18 protein-coding genes and 1 tRNA gene are annotated in these 18,327 nt (G+C 73.3%); 7 read left to right on the top strand and 12 right to left on the bottom strand.

The features are described 5' to 3' along the window. The first annotated feature begins 34 nt into the window (after positions 1-34). A complete protein-coding gene (gene rlmB / locus ACQEVM_RS03050) occupies positions 35-1,006 on the top strand; it encodes a 23S rRNA (guanosine(2251)-2'-O)-methyltransferase RlmB (RefSeq protein WP_433074481.1) in 972 nt (323 codons plus the stop codon). A 126-nt stretch (positions 1,007-1,132) separates the two neighbouring features. On the opposite strand, the gene ACQEVM_RS03055 is transcribed toward rlmB, so the two are convergent. From ACQEVM_RS03055 to ACQEVM_RS03065, 3 genes are read right to left on the bottom strand one after another with little or no spacing between them, the layout of a single operon-like run. Continuing rightward, a complete protein-coding gene (locus ACQEVM_RS03055) occupies positions 1,133-1,759 on the bottom strand; it encodes an NUDIX hydrolase (RefSeq protein WP_433074484.1) in 627 nt (208 codons plus the stop codon). A 53-nt stretch (positions 1,760-1,812) separates the two neighbouring features. Further along, entirely contained in the window at positions 1,813-2,334 is a 522-nt protein-coding gene (locus ACQEVM_RS03060; protein ID WP_433074487.1) for a hypothetical protein, read from the bottom strand. Continuing rightward, complete coding sequence (locus ACQEVM_RS03065; RefSeq protein ID WP_433074490.1) at positions 2,271-3,416, bottom strand: hypothetical protein; 1,146 nt, start codon at positions 3,414-3,416, stop codon at positions 2,271-2,273. The genes ACQEVM_RS03060 and ACQEVM_RS03065 overlap by 64 nt, the downstream gene beginning before the upstream one ends. A 171-nt stretch (positions 3,417-3,587) precedes the next feature. On the opposite strand from ACQEVM_RS03065, the gene ACQEVM_RS03070 reads away from it, so the two are divergent. Next, positions 3,588-5,165 (top strand): DoxX family membrane protein, encoded by a 1,578-nt coding sequence (locus ACQEVM_RS03070; protein ID WP_433074492.1) that lies wholly within the window; start codon positions 3,588-3,590, stop codon positions 5,163-5,165. A gap of 117 nt (positions 5,166-5,282) precedes the next feature. Here the strand turns inward: ACQEVM_RS03070 and ACQEVM_RS03075 are convergent, their stop codons facing one another. The 3 genes from ACQEVM_RS03075 to ACQEVM_RS03085 form a co-directional block, all read right to left on the bottom strand. After that, positions 5,283-6,053, bottom strand: a complete 771-nt coding sequence (locus tag ACQEVM_RS03075; RefSeq protein WP_433074495.1) for a nucleotidyltransferase family protein — start codon at positions 6,051-6,053, stop codon at positions 5,283-5,285. A gap of 52 nt (positions 6,054-6,105) precedes the next feature. Beyond that, positions 6,106-6,519: a hypothetical protein gene (locus ACQEVM_RS03080; protein ID WP_433074498.1), complete on the bottom strand. Its 414-nt coding sequence runs from the start codon at positions 6,517-6,519 to the stop codon at positions 6,106-6,108. 293 nt (positions 6,520-6,812) lie between these two features. Further along, positions 6,813-7,901 carry an ABC transporter ATP-binding protein gene (locus ACQEVM_RS03085; protein ID WP_433074501.1) on the bottom strand — a complete coding sequence of 363 codons (1,089 nt, stop codon included), beginning with the start codon at positions 7,899-7,901 and terminating at the stop codon, positions 6,813-6,815. Positions 7,902-8,112: 211 nt separating this feature from the next. On the opposite strand from ACQEVM_RS03085, the gene ACQEVM_RS03090 reads away from it, so the two are divergent. Next, positions 8,113-8,187: transfer RNA gene (locus tag ACQEVM_RS03090), tRNA-Thr, on the top strand. Between the two features lie 59 nt (positions 8,188-8,246). Here the strand turns inward: ACQEVM_RS03090 and ACQEVM_RS03095 are convergent. Both ACQEVM_RS03095 and ACQEVM_RS03100 read right to left on the bottom strand, forming a co-directional pair. Next, entirely contained in the window at positions 8,247-9,635 is a 1,389-nt protein-coding gene (locus ACQEVM_RS03095; protein ID WP_433074504.1) for an NAD(P)/FAD-dependent oxidoreductase, read from the bottom strand. A 134-nt stretch (positions 9,636-9,769) separates the two neighbouring features. After that, positions 9,770-10,492, bottom strand: coding sequence for a class I SAM-dependent methyltransferase (locus ACQEVM_RS03100; protein ID WP_433074507.1), 723 nt, complete (start codon positions 10,490-10,492; stop codon positions 9,770-9,772). A gap of 115 nt (positions 10,493-10,607) precedes the next feature. Here ACQEVM_RS03100 and ACQEVM_RS03105 point away from each other — a divergent pair, with 115 nt between their 5' ends. Continuing rightward, complete coding sequence (locus ACQEVM_RS03105; RefSeq protein WP_433074510.1) at positions 10,608-11,504, top strand: aminoglycoside phosphotransferase family protein; 897 nt, start codon at positions 10,608-10,610, stop codon at positions 11,502-11,504. Between the two features lie 32 nt (positions 11,505-11,536). On the opposite strand, the gene ACQEVM_RS03110 is transcribed toward ACQEVM_RS03105, so the two are convergent. Further along, the gene (locus ACQEVM_RS03110; protein ID WP_433079780.1) at positions 11,537-12,529 is read right to left on the bottom strand and encodes a zinc-binding dehydrogenase; all 993 of its coding nucleotides are present in this window, start codon (positions 12,527-12,529) and stop codon (positions 11,537-11,539) included. Between the two features lie 121 nt (positions 12,530-12,650). On the opposite strand from ACQEVM_RS03110, the gene ACQEVM_RS03115 reads away from it, so the two are divergent. Next, positions 12,651-13,325, top strand: coding sequence for a pentapeptide repeat-containing protein (locus ACQEVM_RS03115; RefSeq protein WP_433074513.1), 675 nt, complete (start codon positions 12,651-12,653; stop codon positions 13,323-13,325). An 80-nt stretch (positions 13,326-13,405) separates the two neighbouring features. Here ACQEVM_RS03115 and ACQEVM_RS03120 read toward each other — a convergent pair whose 3' ends face one another. The 3 genes from ACQEVM_RS03120 to ACQEVM_RS03130 form a co-directional block, all read right to left on the bottom strand. After that, the gene (locus ACQEVM_RS03120; RefSeq protein ID WP_053678538.1) at positions 13,406-13,909 is read right to left on the bottom strand and encodes a hypothetical protein; all 504 of its coding nucleotides are present in this window, start codon (positions 13,907-13,909) and stop codon (positions 13,406-13,408) included. Positions 13,910-14,151: 242 nt separating this feature from the next. Then, a complete protein-coding gene (locus ACQEVM_RS03125; RefSeq protein WP_433074517.1) occupies positions 14,152-14,772 on the bottom strand; it encodes a response regulator in 621 nt (206 codons plus the stop codon). Further along, positions 14,769-16,022, bottom strand: a complete 1,254-nt coding sequence (locus ACQEVM_RS03130) for a sensor histidine kinase (protein WP_433074520.1) — start codon at positions 16,020-16,022, stop codon at positions 14,769-14,771. The genes ACQEVM_RS03125 and ACQEVM_RS03130 overlap by 4 nt, the downstream gene beginning before the upstream one ends. Positions 16,023-16,252: 230 nt before the next feature. Between ACQEVM_RS03130 and ACQEVM_RS03135 the strand changes: the two genes are divergently transcribed. Beyond that, on the top strand, positions 16,253-16,813 hold the full coding sequence (locus tag ACQEVM_RS03135) for a GlcG/HbpS family heme-binding protein (RefSeq protein ID WP_433074523.1): 561 nt from the start codon (positions 16,253-16,255) through the stop codon (positions 16,811-16,813). 84 nt (positions 16,814-16,897) lie between these two features. Next, entirely contained in the window at positions 16,898-18,310 is a 1,413-nt protein-coding gene (locus tag ACQEVM_RS03140; RefSeq protein ID WP_433074525.1) for a M1 family metallopeptidase, read from the top strand. Positions 18,311-18,327 lie beyond the last annotated feature (17 nt).

Raw genomic sequence — 18,327 nt, forward strand, 5'->3', positions numbered from 1 at the left:
CATACCGCAGCACCAACGAAAACAGGTAGAAGTCATGGCCGGGAACAGCCAGCGCAGGAACCGCCGCACGTCCAACAAGAAGGGCGCGACGGTCGGCAGCGGTGGCCAGCGGCGCAGGGGCCTGGAGGGCAAGGGCCCCACGCCCAAGGCCGAGGACCGCAAGAAGCACAAGGCGAACCGCATCAGCAACGCGATGGCCCGACAGGCGGCCAAGCGCCGCCCGGCCCCGCGCCGCGGCGGTCCCAAGGGCACGAGCGAGATGGTCGTCGGCCGCAACCCGGTCTTCGAGGCGCTGCGTGACGGTGTTCCCGCCACCACCCTGTACGTCCAGCAGTTCATCGAGAACGACGAGCGCGTCCGCGAGGCCCTCCAGCTCGCGGCCGAGCGCGGCAACATCAACCTGATGGAAGCCCCGCGTCCCGAGCTCGACCGGATGACCAACGGGCTCAACCACCAGGGCATGGTGCTCCAGGTCCCGCCGTACGAGTACGCGCACCCGGAGGACCTCACCGCCTCCGCCTACGACAACGGCGAGGACCCGCTGATCGTGGCCCTCGACGGGGTCACGGACCCGCGCAACCTCGGTGCGATCGTCCGTTCCGTCTCCGCGTTCGGCGGCCACGGCGTGGTCATCCCCGAGCGCCGCGCCGCCGGCATGACCGCCGGTGCCTGGAAGACCTCGGCCGGCACGGCCGCCCGTACCCCGGTCGCCCGCGTCACCAACCTGACGCGCGCCCTCCAGGACTACAAGAAGGCCGGCATGACCATCGTCGGCCTCGCCGCCGAGGGCACCCATACGGTGAACGACCTGGAGGCGCTCGTCGGTCCCGTCGTCATCGTCGTCGGTTCCGAGGGCAAGGGCCTGGGCCGTCTGGTCGGAGAGAACTGCGACTACCTCGTCCGGATTCCGATGCCCGGCGGCGCCGAGTCCCTCAACGCCGGTGTGGCCGCGGGCGTCGTCCTGTACGAGGCCGCACGTCGCCGCGCCGACGCCCCCCGCGTCTGATCCGCGCCTGATCGCCCGGTACGGTCCGCACCCCGGGTCGTACGCAGGTCCCTGTTCCGGACCGTCGGAGGGCCGCCCCCTGGGGCGGCCCTCCGACGGTCCGGAACAGGGGTCATCGGTACGGGGTCAGTTCGCCAGGCCCGCCAGGCGGGCGCGCAGCAGGGCCGCCATGGTGAAGGCGTCGGTGATCCGGCCGTCCGCGACCATCGCCTCCGCCTCGGCGAACGGCACGGTCAGCGCACTGCGGATGCCTTCCCCGCGCGCCGGCTCGCCCATGCCGTCGATCCGTGCCGCGTAGAGCAGCACCCGGTCGCCGAGCAGCCCCGTGTCGGGGTGCAGCACGCCCAGCGGGATCAGCTCCCGTAGCGCCGCGCCGATCTCCTCGCGCAGTTCCTTGGCCGCGTTCGCCGGATCGTCCAGACCGCCGGTACCGAAGCCGCGGGGCAGTTCCCAGTGCCAGGACCGGGTGGCGTGCCGGAAGTGCTCGATCAGCACCACCTCGCCGTCCAGCAGCGGCAACACCACGCACCCGGGCTCGGCCGTCGTCCCGATCGACCGGATGTACGTGCCCTCGCGACCGTCCGGGAAGCGCACCGGGTCGCGCAGCAGCGTCAGGTACCGGTCCCGGTAGAGGACCCCGCCCGCCGCCGCGACGGCCGCCGGGTCGGTCAGGATCTCGATCCCGTCCGGCAGGTTGCGGAACAGCTCGGGCCGCGCCGCGCGCAGGGCCTCGTACTCGTCGATGCCGGTCATGGGCGTCCCCCGTCGTGTCGTCTCGGCCCGTTCGGCCCGTTCGGCCCGTTCGGTCAGTCCGTCTGGCGGTCCGCGAGCCGGCCTCGGCCGCCCTGGCGACGGTCCACAGGGGTGACCTCGGCTCCGAGGACCCGCAGGATCGTCGTCCAGTCCCTTTGGAGACTGCCCAGCCTCAGGGTCGGAAACGTCATGCTGTGGCTCAGTCCTCGCCCCAGCCCGCGCGCACCGCCCCGGTCGCGGAACTGGAGCCGGATCGTCAGCGGGCCGGCCGTCGCGACGAGGAGGGCCAGGGCCGCCTCCGGCACGGACGGTGCCTCGCCGGCCAGCACCTCCATGGCGATCCCGGCCGACTCCAACACCAGTACCGTGGCGATCTCGCGGCGGAAGCCGGCGTCGGAGCTGCTGAGCCTCCGGGTCACTTGGAGCATCTGCGCGTGCCGACGGGCCACCTCGCGGGTACCGGCCGTGAACTCCTCCTTCGAGGGCAGCCGGCCGTCCGCGAAACTGCCGTTCAGGAAGGCCGACAGGGCGTTGATGTACGCCCGCCACTCCTCCTCGCGACGCAGTCGCACCACGTCCGCCAGGCCAGCGCCGCGTACGAATTGGGTCCGTCGACCGCCCTGTGCAGGTCGTCGGCGAGCAGGGCCCGCAGCAGCAGTCCGATGGCTTCCGGGTCGTCCTCGCGGGGATCCTCCCTGCGGAGTTCCTGGAGGGCCGATCGGGGCGGGGAGTCCGGCGGGGTGAGCGCCACCAGGCCGCTCGCGGCGGGTACGCCCAGGTTGTAGAGCAGGTCGATCAACTGCTTGAGCGGCACGACGTGCGGCCCGTCGAGCAGCAGGTTCTCGTACGGATCGGTCCCGGGCCGGGAGAGGAACCGCTGGTAGATGGCATTGCGGGTGATCGACTGGTCGTTGTCCTGGTCGCCGGCCCAGATGTAGAGGTCCCGCAGGATCCCGTCGCGCATGGCCCGGGCCTGGGCGGTGGAGATGCCCAGGTTCGGGGCCAGCTCGGCCGCGTCGAGCCGCTTCAGGATGGAGAGCTGCTGGGAGAACCAGTTGCCGATCCGGGCGGTCGTCGGCCCGTTGCGCGAGTCGTCCCAGTCGAAGCGGACGAGCGAGGGTTCGGCCTCCTCCTCCAGTAACCGGCCCCACGCCGTGTGGACCTGGCGGTCGTAGCCCCAGGCGAAGTCGGTGGTCGCCGTCCGCTCGGTGAACAGGAAGGGGACGAGGGCGCGGGAGTTGAGCAACCTGGCGAACGCGCTGCGCTCCAGCGGATCGGCGGTCGGCAGGAACGAGGAGTACAGCGCCTCGTTGTTGAGGATGAACGCCCGGTTCACGACCAGGGTCCCGCTGTTCACCAGGGAGCGGCGCAGTTCTCCGGCGGCGGCCGCGACCGTCTCCGGGGAGGGGCCGGAGACCGCGTTCGGATGCTGTCGGGAGGCGGCGAGTTCGGCGGGCAGCCATTGGTTGTCGAGGGCCTGCGCCATCACCGGATAGTCGGTGAGGTCACCGAAGACCAACTGGTTCGGCTCCCGCCGCGCCGGTAACAGGAGGCCCCGCAGAGAGCTGTTCGGGTCACTCGCCGTCAGTCCCTCCGTCGCCTCGGACGGCTCTTCCGGTTCACCTGACTGACCCTGTTCGGACGCGCGAATGGACATGTGCGGCTCCCCCCAGATGACCGACCTGACACAACTCCCCTGATTCTCCCACCAGATGGCGTTCTCTCGCCGAACATTGGTTCCATCTCGCCGAGTCCCAGGCGATCTTGACGGGTCTCGGACAGATCCCTCATGTCAAGGCAGTGTCCTAAGCGCTGATCACTCGGTTAGATGAGTGTGGACACCAGAACGTCAGGGTTCGACGACCAGCCCGCGCTGAGCATGGTCAAGGTGCCGTGCGATCCCGCACAGGTCATCGTCAACCACGCCAGCTTCCGCGTGCGGCTCGCACCGAGCCCGAGCGCGCGTTCCAAGCCCGCGAACGCCCCCGGCCGCGCACCCGTCCTCGGCGTCGCCGCCGCGGCCGCCGGGGCCACCCGCCGCCGGGCCCCCGTCGTCTGGAGCGGCAAGGCCGCCCCCGGCGACTCCGCGGCCATGGGGGGACTCCTCCAGGCCGTACGGGAGGCCGGGCGCGGCTCCGACGAGTACGACGGCGGCGCCACCCAGACCATCCCGCGCGTCGACCTCGCGCAGGACCTCGCCGACGACACCCTCGCCACGGCGACCGTCATCGGCCAGCGCAGCTACGGGGACCCGGACGAGACGCGTCCGTTGGCCGCCGTACGGGACCTGCCGTACGACCCGCGCGACGGCGACGGACCGGGCGGTGGAACCGGGGCGGACTCCCGTCGGCCCGCCGCCGACTCCCGCGCCCAGGCCCAGTACTACCCCGGCCGCCGGATGAACCTGGGCGTCGTGCTGCTCCCGCTGCGCGTCTTCCTCGGTTTCATCTCCATCTACGCCGGCATGGGCAAGCTGTGCGACCCCGTCTACTTCGACGGCGGCGAACGCGGCTCCATGGTGACCTGGCTGCACACCCTCCAGCCGTGGGCACTCGCCGAACCCCTGCGCGACTTCGCGCTCGCGCACCCGGTCGGCGCCGGCCTCAGCGTGGCATTCCTCCAGGTCATCGTCGGTGTGCTCACGGTCTTCGGCCTGTGGCAGCGGTTCGCCGCCTGCTTCGGGGCGCTGCTGTCGGCCGCCCTGCTGATGACGGTCAGCTGGAAGACCGTCCCCGCCTACGACGCGCCCGACATCATCTACCTGGCCGCCTGGAGCCCGCTGATCATCGCCGGCGCTCCCGTCTACTCCCTCGACGGACGCCTCGCCGGCGAGGCCTGGCGCACCCTCGGGCCGCGCAGCGAGGTCTGGCGGCTGCGCCGGCGCGTCCTGCGGCGCGGCGCCGTCATGGCCACCGTCGTCTGCGGACTCACCCTGCTCATCGGCTCGCTGCTCGGCGGCGCCGTCCGCTCCACCGCCGTGGTCACCGTCCCCGGACCGGGCCGCGCTCCCAGCAACTACCTGCCGGGGACCCCGCTGCCGCAGACCCCGACCAAGCAGCAGCCGTCGCCCCGACCGTCCACCCCGAAGCAGCCCGCGAAGAAGGCCACGCCGTCGGCCGGAGCCTCGGCCCCGACCGGCAAGCCGAGCCGCGGCAGCACCGGCACCACGGCCCGCGAGACCGCCGGTACCGGAGCGCAGTCGCCCTCCGCGACCCGCGGCACCGGCAGCCAGACCAGCCCGCGCAGCAGCGCCCCGCGCCAGTCCAGCCCGCAGAAGGCGCCGTCCTCGTCCTCCGGGAACGGCAGCGCGGGCAGCGCGACGGGCGGGGGCAACGGCAGCGGTGGCGGCAGTGGCGGCGCCCCGGCCAGGAAGCCCGGCCTGGTGGGCGGCCTGATCGGCGGCTGACCGGACGGAACGACGGAACGGGGAGGGCCCGGCGCGCGAGGAGCGCGCCGGGCCCCTTCGCGTGCCGCGGCCGTGCGCGTGCCGGGCCGGTGGGGTGAACGGTCGGACGGGAAACGCTCAGGTGCCGCTCTGCGCGGCCAACTCCCGGGCGGCCTCGGTGAGGTCCTTGGCGGTGTCGATGGCCCGCCAGTAGGCGCCCTGGGGCAGCGGGAAGCCCGCCAGGCGGCGTTCCCGGGCCAGCCGGGGGAAGGTGGTCCGCTCGTGATCGCCCAACTCGGGCAGGAGTTCGGTGAATTCGGGGCCGAAGACGTACACGCCGGCGTTGACCGGATAAGGCGACGGCGGAGCCTCGATGAAGTCCAGGACCTGCCCGAACTCGTTCGTCTCCACCACCCCCCACGGAATGCGCGGGCGGGCCAGCGCGAGCGTCGCGGTCGCACCGCGCTCCGTGTGGAAGGCCGCCATCTCGCGCAGCGAGAACCGGGTCCAGATGTCGCCGTTGGTCGCGTACCAGGGCTCGTCCGGGTACGGGAGCCTGCGCGCGGCGTACTTCAGGCCGCCGCCCCGCCCCAACGGCTCCTCCTCGACCACCGTGGTCACCCGCAGCGGCAGGCGCGCCCGGGCCAGCCAGTCCTCGAGGACCTCCGCGAGATGCCCGCAGGACACCACCGCGTCGGTGACCCCTTCCGAGGCCAGCCAGGCGAGTTGGTGCCCGATGATCGGCACCCCCGTGCCCGGGATCTCGACCATCGGCTTCGGCCGGTCGTCCGTGTACGGGCGCAGCCGCGAACCCTGGCCACCCGCCAGGATCACTGCCTGGGTCGGGCGGGCCGGGAACGCGGCCACGGCATGGGTGGATTGGGGTGTTGCGGAGGGAGCGTCGGTCATGGCGGTCAGAGTAGGGAGGCCCCGACTCCGACGGAGGGCGACGCGGCGTGCGTCAGCCCATGGAGGCGACGCCGGTCGCGTACGAGGTGTCGCACACGGGCCGGGCGAACGACTGGGCCTTCGTGGGCCCGTACGCGTCCACCGCGGCGCGGCCGAGTGCCCGCGCGATGCCCACGCAGTGCGTGGCGAGGGACGGACGCCGGTCCACCTCCTGCTGGAGATGCGTCAGGACGGCCCCGGGCTGTGCGCCGTCCTGCAGCTCGGTGAGCAGCTTGTCGCGCAGCACGTCCTGTGCGGCGCGCGGCTTCGCGGGGACGGACACACCCTCGGCGGACGCGGTCAGGACCTGGGACGAGGACGTGTCCGCCCAGGGGACCATGGTGACCGCGAGGGTGCCGGACAGGACCAGGACGACGGGCAGGACCAGGGCGAGGGAACGGCCGATACGGCGGGCAGAGTGGGTCACGAGGGCGAGAGTAGCGCTCGGTGAGGATTTGGCGACATTCAGTCACTCGGTCGGGGGATGGTTCGACGTGGCTTTTCGAATAGAGGGTTGACGAGTAGGGCTGAATGGCCCGGTCTGCCGGGGTTCCCGCAGGGGTTGGCGGGGTGGTGGCGGCCGGGGCCGGCTCGGGTTCGGCCGCCGCTCTCGCGGTGCGCGCCGGCCGGCCGGGTACAAGTCGTGCCGAAGGGGCGCCCCTTGGCGGAGCACCCCTCCGTGTGTCACCCGTTCACGGCCCATCTGCCGCCGTGTGGACGTCAGTCGGAGAGACGGGCGCCCGAGGACGTCGAGAACACGTGGATCTCGCCGCCGCGCGGCACCACGTGCAGCGTCGAGCCCTTCTCGGGGACCTGGCGGCCGTTCACGCGGACCACGATGTCCTGCTTGCCCTCGGCCTCGGAGGTCGAGCCGTAGACGTAGCCGTCGGCGCCGAGCTCCTCGACCACGTTCACGGTGATGGTCAGACCGCCCGTGTCGCCGATGTCGAAGTGCTCGGGGCGGACGCCCACCGTGACGGTGCGGTCGCCCGCGTCGGCGGCTACGGACAGCGCCTCGCGCGACACCGGGACGACGCTGTCGCCGAACTTCACGCCGCCGTCGGTGATCGGGACCTCGACCAGGTTCATGGCGGGCGAGCCGATGAAGCCGGCGACGAAGAGGTTCGCGGGGCGGTCGTACATGTTGCGGGGGGTGTCCACCTGCTGGAGCAGGCCGTCCTTGAGGACCGCGACGCGGTCGCCCATCGTCATGGCCTCGACCTGGTCGTGGGTGACGTAGACGGTGGTGATGCCCAGGTCGCGCTGGAGGGCGGCGATCTGCGTACGGGTGGACACGCGGAGCTTGGCGTCGAGGTTCGACAGCGGCTCGTCCATCAGGAAGACCTGCGGCTTGCGGACGATCGCCCGACCCATCGCGACGCGCTGGCGCTGGCCACCGGAGAGGGCCTTCGGCTTGCGGTCGAGGTACTGGGTGAGGTCCAGCATCTTCGCCGCGTCCTCCACCTTGCGGCGGATGGTCGCCTTGTCCTCGCCGGCGATCTTGAGCGCGAAGCCCATGTTGTCGGCGACGGACATGTGCGGGTAGAGCGCGTAGTTCTGGAACACCATCGCGATGTCCCGGTCCTTGGGCGGCAGGTGCGTGACGTCGCGGTCACCGATGCGGATGGCACCGCCGTTGACGTCCTCCAGGCCGGCGAGCATGCGCAGCGAGGTGGACTTGCCGCAGCCGGAGGGGCCGACGAGGACGAGGAACTCGCCGTCCTCGATCTCCAGCTGGAGCTGGTCCACGGCGGGCTTGTCGCCGCCGGGGTACAGCCGGGTCGCCTTGTCGAAAGTGACAGAAGCCATGGTGATGAATCCCTTCTACCGGCAGGAACGTGCCGGACGATCCGAGTGGAAGGTCTAGTCCAGTAAGCGGACTCCGCCCGACGCTACCCCGACCACGCCCGTTCTGTCAGCACCCGGCGGCGGCCGACTTCGGAGCCGGGCGGGCCGCCCGGTGCGGCCGTGAACGTGATGGCCCCGCGAATGGCCCGCTGTGTAAAGTGATGACGGTTGCGCCTCCTTAGCTCAGTCCGGCCAGAGCAACGCACTTGTAATGCGTAGGTCGTCGGTTCGAATCCGACAGGGGGCTCCGTGCGTGAAGGCCCCGGATCCTTGTGGTCCGGGGCCTTCGGCGTGTGACGGTGGGGGTCAGTGACGGCCCGACACGCGGTTCGCGAGGCGGGCCAGGGCGGTGGTGTCCGGGGTGCCCGTGGCGCTCTCGCGGCGGTCCGCCTCGCGGTAGGCGGCGTACAGGGCGTGGACGCCGAGCCAGCGGAAGGGCTCCGGCTCCCAGCGGCGGACGCGGTGGTCGACCCAGGGGAGGGCGGTCAGCTCCGTGGAGTCGCCCAGGACCAGGTCGCGCAGGGTGCGGGCGGCGAGGTGGGAGGTGGCCACGCCGGAGCCGACGTAGCCGCCGGCCCAGCCGAGGCCGGTGAGGCGGTCCAGGGTGACGCCGGCGCACCAGTCGCGGGGGACGCCGAGCACGCCGGACCACGCGTGGGTGATCTCCGTACCCGCGAGCTGCGGGAAGAAGGAGGTCAGGAGGGTGGTGAGCGCGGCGACGGTGGCGGGGTCGGTGCTGCCCGTGTTCTCGGCGCCGGCCGCGCGCGAGGCGAAGCGGTACGGGGCGCCGCGACCGCCGATCGCGATGCGGTCGTCGGCGGTGCGCTGGGCGTACATGTAGGCGTGGGCCATGTCGCCCACGACCTCCCGGCCGGACCATGCGAGGGAGTCCCAGACCTCGGGGGGCAGCGGGGCCGTGGCGATCATCGAGGAGTTCATCGGGAGCCAGGACCGCTTCTGGCCCTTGAGGGCGGCCGTGAAGCCCTCCGTGCAGCGCAGTACGTACGGGGCACGGACGGTGCCGTGGGCGGTGACGGCCCGGCCGGGGGCGAGGGCGGTGACGGCGGTGGACTCGTGGATGACGACGCCCAGCCGTTCGCAGGTGGCGGCCAGGCCCTGGACCAGCTTCAGGGGGTGGACGCGGGCGCCGTGCGGGGACCAACTGGAGCCGACGGCGTCCGCGATGTCGACGCGGGCACGGGTGTCGCCGGCGTCGTACAGCTCGCGGTCGCTCTCGCCGAAGGCGAGCTCGGCGGCGTGGAAGGCCTTGAGGCGGGTCAGTTGGGCGGGGGTGCGGGCGACTTCGAGGACGCCGCCGTGGTGGATGTCGGCGTCGATGCCTTCCTTGGCGGCGGTGCGGATGACCTCGGTGACGGTGTCGTTCATGGCCCGCTGGAGGCGGCGCGGGGCGTCGTGGCCGTGGAGTTCGGCGTAGCGGTCGCGGCCGGCGACGCCGTTGTAGAGCCAGCCGCCGTTGCGGCCGGAGGCCCCGTAGCCGCAGGTCTTCTGCTCCAGGACGGTGACGCGGAGGTCGGGTGCGGAGGTCTTGAGATGGTAGGCGGTCCACAGGCCGGTGTAGCCGCCGCCGACGATGACCACGTCGGCCGTGGCGTCGCCGGTGAGGGGGGTTCGGGGCGGCCCGGGGGCGCCGGCGTGCGTCGCGTGCCAGAAGGAGATTCCGCCGTTGATCGTCATGGGGGATGTGCTACACCTCGTCGCGAAGGGGTGTCCAGGGACGCGGTGCCGGGTCCCGGGGTGGGATCCGCGGCCTTCTGGCTGATGCGGCGGGTGCGTCGGGGAACGTACGCGCACCGTCGTCCGTGGGCGGGTCAGGGGCGGCGGCCGGCCACGAACCAGCGCGCGGGGAGCATCACGGGGGTGCCGTCGGCGCCGGTCTCGCTCATCGCGAGGGCCGTCTCGCCCTCGTCGAGGACGTGCAGCCCGGCGTCGCGCAGCAGCCCGGCGACCTCGCCCTCGGCGACCTCGCCGGGCCGCAGGTCGTGTTCCTTGACGCGGCGCAGTTTCGGGGAGGGCCCGCCGGACCATTCGGCGTGGGCCTGGAGGACGGCCTTGGCCTCGCCGGTCGGTTCCAGGACCAGCGCCCGGCCGCGGTCCCCGACGAGGGTGGCCACGGACGCGGCGACCGCCGGCCGGTCCTCGGGGTCGCTCTGGTGCAGGACGGCCCGCATGTAGACGTGGGTGTCGCCGAGCCGGTCGTGGAGGGCGTGGGCCTGGGAGTCGTCGGCCAGGTTCAGCTGCTCGTACGTGGCGGTGCCCGCCGGGTCGGCGCGGCGGGCGTGTTCGACGGCCGCCGCGCTGAGGTCGACGCCGACGACGACGGCGAACCGGGTGGCGAGGTGGCGGGTCTGGGTGCCGTTCCCGCAGCCGAGGTCCGCGAGGGGCAGGGCGGGGTCGGCGTGGGGGGCGAGGAGGGCGACGTCCCGTTCGGCGGTCAGGGAGGCGTCCGCGTCCCAGAACGGTTCGCCCGGTTCGCCGTTGCCCTGCTCCCAGAAGCCGTCCCAGGCCTTGCGGTAGCGGTCCGAAACGGTCATGTGTGGTCTCCCTCGGTGCTCCGGCATACCGGTGTCGACGGGGTGCGTACCCCGGGTGGCGGCGGATCATCCGGGGTCCGGTGCGGCACAGGTGTGCGGACGTAGGGTCGGGAGGATGGTGGAGATTCCGACCGGATTGGTCGAGGCACAGATCAGGTACAACGGCGACGCGGGGCGGGAGTTCATCGCCGCGTTGCCGGCGCGGGCGGCGGAGTTCCTGGGGCGGTGGGAGCTGACGCGGACGGGCCCGGGGCTGCACGGGGTGACGGCGTTGGTGCTTCCGGTGGAGCGGTCCGACGGCACGCCGGCCGCGCTGAAGTTGCAGGCGCCGGACGAGGAGACCGCGGGGGAGCACCTCGCGCTGCGGGCGTGGGGCGGGGACGGCAGCGTACGGCTGCTGGACCACGACGCGTCGACGGGCACGATGCTGCTGGAACGGCTGGACTCGGACCGGCACCTGTCGGTGCTCGCCGCCCGGGACGTACGACAGGCGGTACGGGTGATCGCGGAACTGCCGGCGCGGTTGACGGCCCTGCCTGCCCCGGCGGGACTGCGGGGGCTGGGCGACGTGGCGGGCGCGATGTTGGCGGACGTGCCGGGCGCGCTCGGGCGGGTGGACGAGCGGGGGCGCGGGGCGCTGCGGAACTGCGCGGCGGCGGTGGCGGAGGTGGTGGGGGAGCCGGGGGATCGGCTGCTCCACTGGGACCTGCACTACGACAACGTGCTCGCGGGCGGGCGGGAGCCGTGGTTGGCGATCGACCCGAAGCCGCTGTCCGGCGATCCGGCGTTCGACCTGATGCCGGCGATCGGCGACCACTTCGCGGCGGACGACGTGTGGTGGCGCTTCGACCTGATGACGGAGGTGATGGGCCTGGACCGGGAGCGGGCCCGGGCCTGGACGTTGGGGCGGGTGTTGCAGAACTGCCTGTGGGACGTGGCGGACGAGGAGCCCTTGCAGGAGGAGCAGTTGGTGACCGCCGAACTGCTGTTGGCCGGCCGCCGGGTGGGGTGAGGGCCGGCGGGCGGGGTGACGGGCGGCGCGACTCAGGGGACGAGGACTACCTTGCCCGTGGTGTCGCGCGACACGAGGGCGTCGTGGGCGGCGGCCGCCCGGGACAGGGGGTAGCGCTGGATCGCCGGCCGCAGTCGGCCGGCCGCGGCCTCCGCGAGGGCCCGGGTCTCCAGGGCGCGGATCGGGTCGGGGTCGCCGACCCGCCGCATCATCGCCGGGCCGAGGACGACCTCGCTGCTGACGCGGCGGGCCGTGAGGGCGGCTCGCTCGGCATCGGTGAGGGCGAGCTCGCCGCCCGACCAGCCGAAGACGAGCCGCCGACCGCCGGGCGCGAGCAGGTCGAGGGCCGCCCGCGCGACGGCCCCGCCGACGGAGTCGAAGACGACGTCCACCCCGCCGGGGTGCCGGGCGCGTACGGCCTCGGCCCAGCCCGGGTCGTTGTAGTCGAGGGCGAGGTCGGCGCCGTTGGCGCGGGCCAGGCCCGCCTTGACGGAACCACCGGCGAGGGCGACGACGGTTGCGCCCGCGTTCTTCGCGTACTGCACGAGCAGCGTGCCGATGCCGCCGGCGGCGGCCGTGACGACCGCGACCGAGCCCGGCCCCAGGTCGGCGAACCCGAGGATCCCCAGGGTCGTGCGGCCGGTCCCGATCATGGCGACGGCCCGGGCGGCGTCGAGGCCCGGCGGTACGGGGTGCAGCCGGTCGGCGGCGGCGACCGCGTACTCGGCGTACCCGCCGGGGGCGAACCCGAGGTGGACGACGACCTCGCGGCCGAGCCAGGCGGGATCGGTGCCGGGCCCCAGGGCGTCGACGGTGCCGGCGACCTCCCGGCCGGGGACGGTCGGAAGCTCGGGGAGGGCGGGGGCCGGCCCCTGTACGCCCTGGCGGAGCGCGGTATCGAGGAGGTGGACGCCGGCGGCGGCGACGGCGATCCGTACCTGCCCGGGGGCGGGTACGGGTACGGGCACGCGTTCGTAGGTGAGGTTCTCGGCGGGGCCGAAGGCGTGCAGGCGAACGGCGTACATGGTGTCGGGGGTGGTGTTCATGGGGTCAGCCTCGGACCTCGACCGGGGTTGAGGTCAAGGGTTGCCGGGGGTTGCCGGGGGGCGTCGGGGCTTTGTCGGTGCCGTGGGTCACGATGGGGCGATGGTGCGAAACGAGCGGGCTCGGACGGTGAAGGCGGCGCGACGGCCGGAGGTGCGGCTGCCGGAACTCGCGCCGTGGACGGACGGCGAACTGGAGCCGGACGGGGACTACGACGGGCTCGAGTTCGCGGACCTCGACCTGGTCGGGCAGGAGGGGATCGGGGCCCGGTTCATGGACTGCGCGCTGCGGCGGTGCGCGTTGGACGAGACGGGGCTGACGAAGGCCCGGTTCCTGGACTCGGTGCTGGAGGGGGTGCGGGGGGTGGGAACGGACCTGTCGGGAGCCTCGCTGCGGGACGTGGAACTGGTGGAGGCCCGCCTGGGCGGGATCCAACTGCACGGCGCCGTACTGGAACGGGTCGTCGTACGGGGCGGCAAGATCGACTACCTGAACCTGCGCGGCGCCCGGCTCAAGGACGTGGTGTTCGAGGGGTGCGTCCTGGTCGAACCGGACTTCGGGGGCGCGGTGCTGGAGCGCGTGGAGTTCCGGGACGTCACGCTGCGCGGGGCGGACTTCGGCGGGGCGCGGATGACGGACGTGGACCTGCGGGAGGTGACCGAGCTGGGCATCGCACGCGGCGTGGACGCGCTGTCGGGGGCGGTGATCAGCCCGTCGCAGCTGTTCGACCTGGCTCCGGCACTGGCGGCGCAGCTCGGGCTGCGGGTGGTGCCGTAGGAGGGGGTACGGAGCGGGTGCCGCGCGGGGCCGCCGGACGGGGCGGGTTCCCGCGGGGCCGCGCGGGTGGGGCCGGCGGGTTACGCGGGGACGCGGGGGAAGCGGGACTGGAGCGTCCAGATGACCGGGTTGTCGCCGAGCCCGTCGTGCATGTCGACGAGGTCCGCGATCACGTCGTGCAGGAAGTCCCGGGCCTCGCGGCGCAACAGGCGGTGCGTGAAGGTCAGCGGGTCCTCCTCGGCCGGCATCCAGTCGGCCTCGATGTCCACCCAGCCGAAGCGGCGCTCGAACAGCATCCGGTCGCTGGACTCGGTGAAGTCCAGTTCGGCGTACTGCCGGTTGGCGGAACGGCTTCCGCGCGGGTCCTGGTCGAGCTGCTCGACGATGTCGCAGAGGGCCCAGGCGAAGTCCAGTACCGGAACCCATCCCCAGGCTGTGGACACTTCCCGGTCCGCATGGGTGTCGGCGAGGTAGACGTCCCCGCAGAACAGGTCGTGGCGCAGCGTGTGGACGTCCGCCGAGCGGTAGTCGGTCTGCGGGGGGTCGGGGAAGCGCCGGGAGAGGGAGTAGCCGATGTCGAGCACGTACCCGATGGTGTCACGGGCGCGCCCCTCCCGGCGCCGGGGCCCCGGGAGCAGTGCGCGGGCTCCACGGGGCCCCGCCCCGGCCCCGCCGGTGCTTGAGGCGACGCCCGGCGCGGCCGGGACCGGTGCTTGAGGCGACGCCCGGCGCGGCCGGGACCGGTGCTTGAGGCGACGCCCGGCGCGGCCGGGACCGGTGCTTGAGGCGACGCCCGGCGCGGCCGGGACCGATGACACCGCCCGCTTCACGGCAGCAGTCGCTGTTCCTTCGCCACCGACACCGCCCCCGCGCGCGTGTCCACGCCGAGCTTGTCGTAGATGCGGCCCAGGTGGGTCTTGACCGTGGCTTCGCTGATGAACAGGGCCCGGGCGATGTCCCGGTTGCCGAGGCCGCGGGCCAGCTGGCCCAGGATGTCCAGTTCACGGTCCGTCAGGGTGGGACGGGTGCCCCGCATGTGGGCCATCACCCGGCTGGCCACCGGCGCGGAGAGCGTGGTGCGGCCGGCCGCCGCGGAGTGGATCGCGGCGAAGAGTTCCTCGGGGCGTTCCGCCTTGAGGAGGTAGCCGGTGGCGCCCGCCCCGATGGCCCGGGTGATGTCGGCGTCGGTGTCGTAGGTGGTGAGTACCAGCACGTGCGGCGGGTCGGCGAGCGCCGTGATGCGGCGGGTGGCTTCCACGCCGTCGATGCCCGCGCCGAGCTGGAGGTCCATCAGGACCACGTCCGGGCGGAGTCTGGCGGCCAGCGCGACGGCTTCCTCGCCGCTGCCGGCTTCGCCGAGCACCTCGATGTCGGGCTCGCTGCCCAGCAGGGCGAGCAGGCCGGCGCGGACCACCACGTGGTCGTCGCAGAGCAGGATCGTCGTCATCCGGTGGGCTCCAGGGGGATCGAGGCGGAGAGGACCGTGCCCTCGCCCGGGGTGGATTCGACGGTGAGGTCGCCGCCGAGCTGGCTGACGCGGGCGCGTATGGCCGGGAGTCCGTGGCCGCGGTGGCCGGGGACGGACCCGCCGGGGACGGACTCGTCGCGGACGGGTGCGGTCGGGGTGGTGGACTCGGGGGAACGGGGGAAGCCGTGGCCGTCGTCCGCGACGTCCAGGACCACCTGGTCGCCGAGGAAGCTCAGGGTGAGGGCGGCGGTTCGGGCGCCGGAGTGTTCGCGGACGTTGGCCAGCGCGCCCTGGGCGATCCGCAGGAGGGCGGACTCGGCCCGGTCCGGGAGGGGGACCGGGGCGCCCTCCAGGTGGAAGCGGACCTCGATGTCGGGGCCCGCGTCGAGGGCGCGCAGGGCGTCGGCGAGGCCGGCGCCGCCCGAGAGTTCCGGCGGGGCCAGGTCGTGTACCAGCCGGCGGGCCTCGGCGAGGCCGCGCGCGGCGATGTCGGTGGCGGTACGGACGTGCGCGCGGGCGGTGCCGGGGTCGCTGTCCCAGGTGCGGTCGGCGGCCTGGAGCAGCATCTGCTGGCTCGACAGGTGCTGGGCCAGGGTGTCGTGGATCTCCATCGACAGCCGCTGGCGTTCCGCGAGGGTGCCCTCGCGGCGCTCGGTGGCGGCGAGTTCCCGGCGGGTCCGGATCAGGTCGTCGATCAGGGCGCGCTGAGCCTCGGCCTGGCGTTCGGTGTGGACGAAGACGGCCGTGGCGAGCGCGGCGACCGCGGGCGGGGCGAGCAGCAGGTTCGGGTCGAAGTCCTGGGACAGCTTCAGCTGGGCGGCCACCACGAACACGGTGAGCAGGGCCACGAGCACGACGGCCGCGCGGGGCGGCAGGGTGCGCAGTCCCGTGTAGAAGAGCGGTACGGCGCACCACGCGAAGCTCGGCGCGAGAACGACGAGGACCACCCAGGTGGCCACCACCAGGCCGAGCCACAGGAGCCTGCGCAGGGTGGGTGCGGCGCCGAGGGCGGGACCCAGGACGTACAGCAGGGCGAGGACGATGCTCAGCGCGATGATCCACGGGGTGCGGGGCTCGCCGGGGTGCCGGAGCAGGAAGCGGGCCACGGAGGCGCCGAGGAGCAGGAAGAACGCCGTGTGCATGACGGTGGCCAGGGCGCGGGTGTCGGGTTTCCGCGGCGGTGCGGGGCTCACGGGGTGCTCCTGGGGTGGGGTGGTGCGTACGTCCATCCTGACGCGTCGGCGAGGCCTTCGAACGGAGCCGCCGGCGCGCGCGCCGATCGCGGGCGCGCTCTGACCAGCCAATCCGTCCGCGTACCCGGCGCGCATCGACCGATCGGTCGACCCCCGGGTCATCCGGTGCGCCGGCCGTCGCGAGCCGGTACGGCGACGGGCGGGCGGGGTTCCCGGGCCGAGGCTTGGAGCAGCAGGAAACGAGTCCGACGCATCCAGGAGCAGACATGAACACCCGCACCCGCGTTCTCACCGGTACCGCTCTCGCCGTCGCGCTCGGCGCCGGGACCTTCGGCGCCGTCGGCGCGAGCGCCGCGCAGGGCGAGTCCGCCCCGGCGACCGCCGTCCAGGCCGCTTCCTCGAAGAAGGACGACGACCGGAACTTGACCACCTCGACCCACCTCACCGTCGACGCCGCTTCCCGCGCCGCCCAGGCCGCGCTCAAGGCCGCCGAGAAGGAGGGCCAGAAGGTGACGGTCGCGGTCGTGGACCGCAACGGCAACACCCTGGTCACCCTGCGCGGCGACGGCGCCGGCCCGCAGTCCTACGAGTCGGCGCAGCGCAAGGCCTACACGGCCGTGTCCTGGAACGCCCCGACCTCGGTGCTGGCCGGTCGGCTCGCCCAGACCCCGAACCTGAAGGACATCCCCGGCACCCTCTTCCTCGGCGGCGGCACCCCGGTCCAGGCCAAGGGCGCCCCGGTCGCCGGCATCGGCGTGGCCGGCGCCCCGAGCGGCGACCTGGACGAGAAGTTCGCGAAGGCCGGCGCGGACTCCCTCGCCCACTGACCCCCGCCCGGTCGCCGACCGTGCCCCCGCCCGGCCCTGTCGTCGACGCGGTGCCCCGCCGGGTCCCCGCTTAGGATCGAACGCGTGGATCAACGCGCGCTCTCCCGCCTCGCCGCCCCCGCCCTCGCCGCCCTGCTCGCCCTCACCGCGGGCTGTACGGGCGACACCGTGCAGGGGCGGCCGGGTGCGTCCGGGGTCCGCGACCCGTACTTCCCCAAGGCCGGCAACGGCGGCTACCAGGTGGACCACTACGACCTCGACCTGGCCTACGACCCGGCCGACAGGCAGCTCCACGGCACGGCCCTGATCACGGCCCGCGCACAGCAGGGGCTCAGCTCGTTCAACCTCGATTTCGCGGGCCTGCGCGTCGAGGACGTCACCGTTCAGGGCGCGGCGGCCCGTTTCAACCGGTCGGGGACCGAGCTGACGGTGCGCCCGCCCGAGGACCTGAAGAAGGGCGAGGTCTTCCGTACCGAGATCGACTACACGGGTACGCCGAAGCCCGTCACCGACCCGGACGGCTCCGAGGAGGGCTGGATCACCACCGCGGACGGGTCCGTCGCGGTGGGGGAACCGGTCGGTTCGATGGGCTGGTTCCCCGGCAACCACCACCCGAGCGACAAGGCCACCTACGACATCAGGCTGACCGTGCCGAACGGCTACGAGGCCGTGTCCAACGGCGAGCTGCGCTCCCGCACCGCGGTCGGCGACGGACGGACCGAGTTCGCCTGGCACAACGCGGAGCCGATGGCGAGCTACCTGGCGACCGCCGCCATCGGGAAGTTCAAGGTGTCCACCGGCCGCACGCCCTCCGGCATCGGCGTCTACAACGCCGTGTCCCCGGACGAGGCGTCGGACAGCGCCGCCGCGCTGGCCCGGATCCCCGAGGTCGTGGAGTGGGGCAGCGGCAAGTTCGGGCCGTACCCCTTCGCCACGGTGGGGACGATCGTGGTGCCGGACGGGACCCTCACCTACGCGTTGGAGACGCAGACCAAACCCGTCTACTCGGGCGCTCCCGACGAGGTGCTGATCGTGCACGAGCTGGCCCACCAGTGGTTCGGCGACTCGGTGTCGCCGAAGTCCTGGAAGGACATGTGGCTCAACGAGGGCTTCGCCACGTACGCCGAGTGGATGTGGGCCGAGGAGCACGGCGGGCTCAGCGCGGAGAAACGGTTCGACGCGTTCCTCGCCGGCGACACGAAGGTCGATCCGGACGCCGGCTCCGACTGGGACGCCTTCCCGCCGGCCGACCCGCCGGGCCCGGAGGACATCTCCGAGGCACCCGTGTACGCGCGCGGCGCGATGGTGCTGCACCGGATCCGCCAGGAGGTCGGGGACGAGAAGTTCGCCGCGCTGCTGCGCGGTTGGGCCGCGGAGCACCGGCACGGCAACGCGAGCACGGCCGACTTCACCGCCTACGCGGAGAAGACGACGGGCCACGACCTGACGAAGGTCTGGGACGTGTGGCTGTACGGCGAGGACCGCCCCGAGGCGTAGGCCGTCGCCTCCCGTCC

The organism is Streptomyces sp. CA-243310 (assembly GCF_050936775.1).
Classification (GTDB): Bacteria; Actinomycetota; Actinomycetes; order Streptomycetales; family Streptomycetaceae; genus Streptomyces.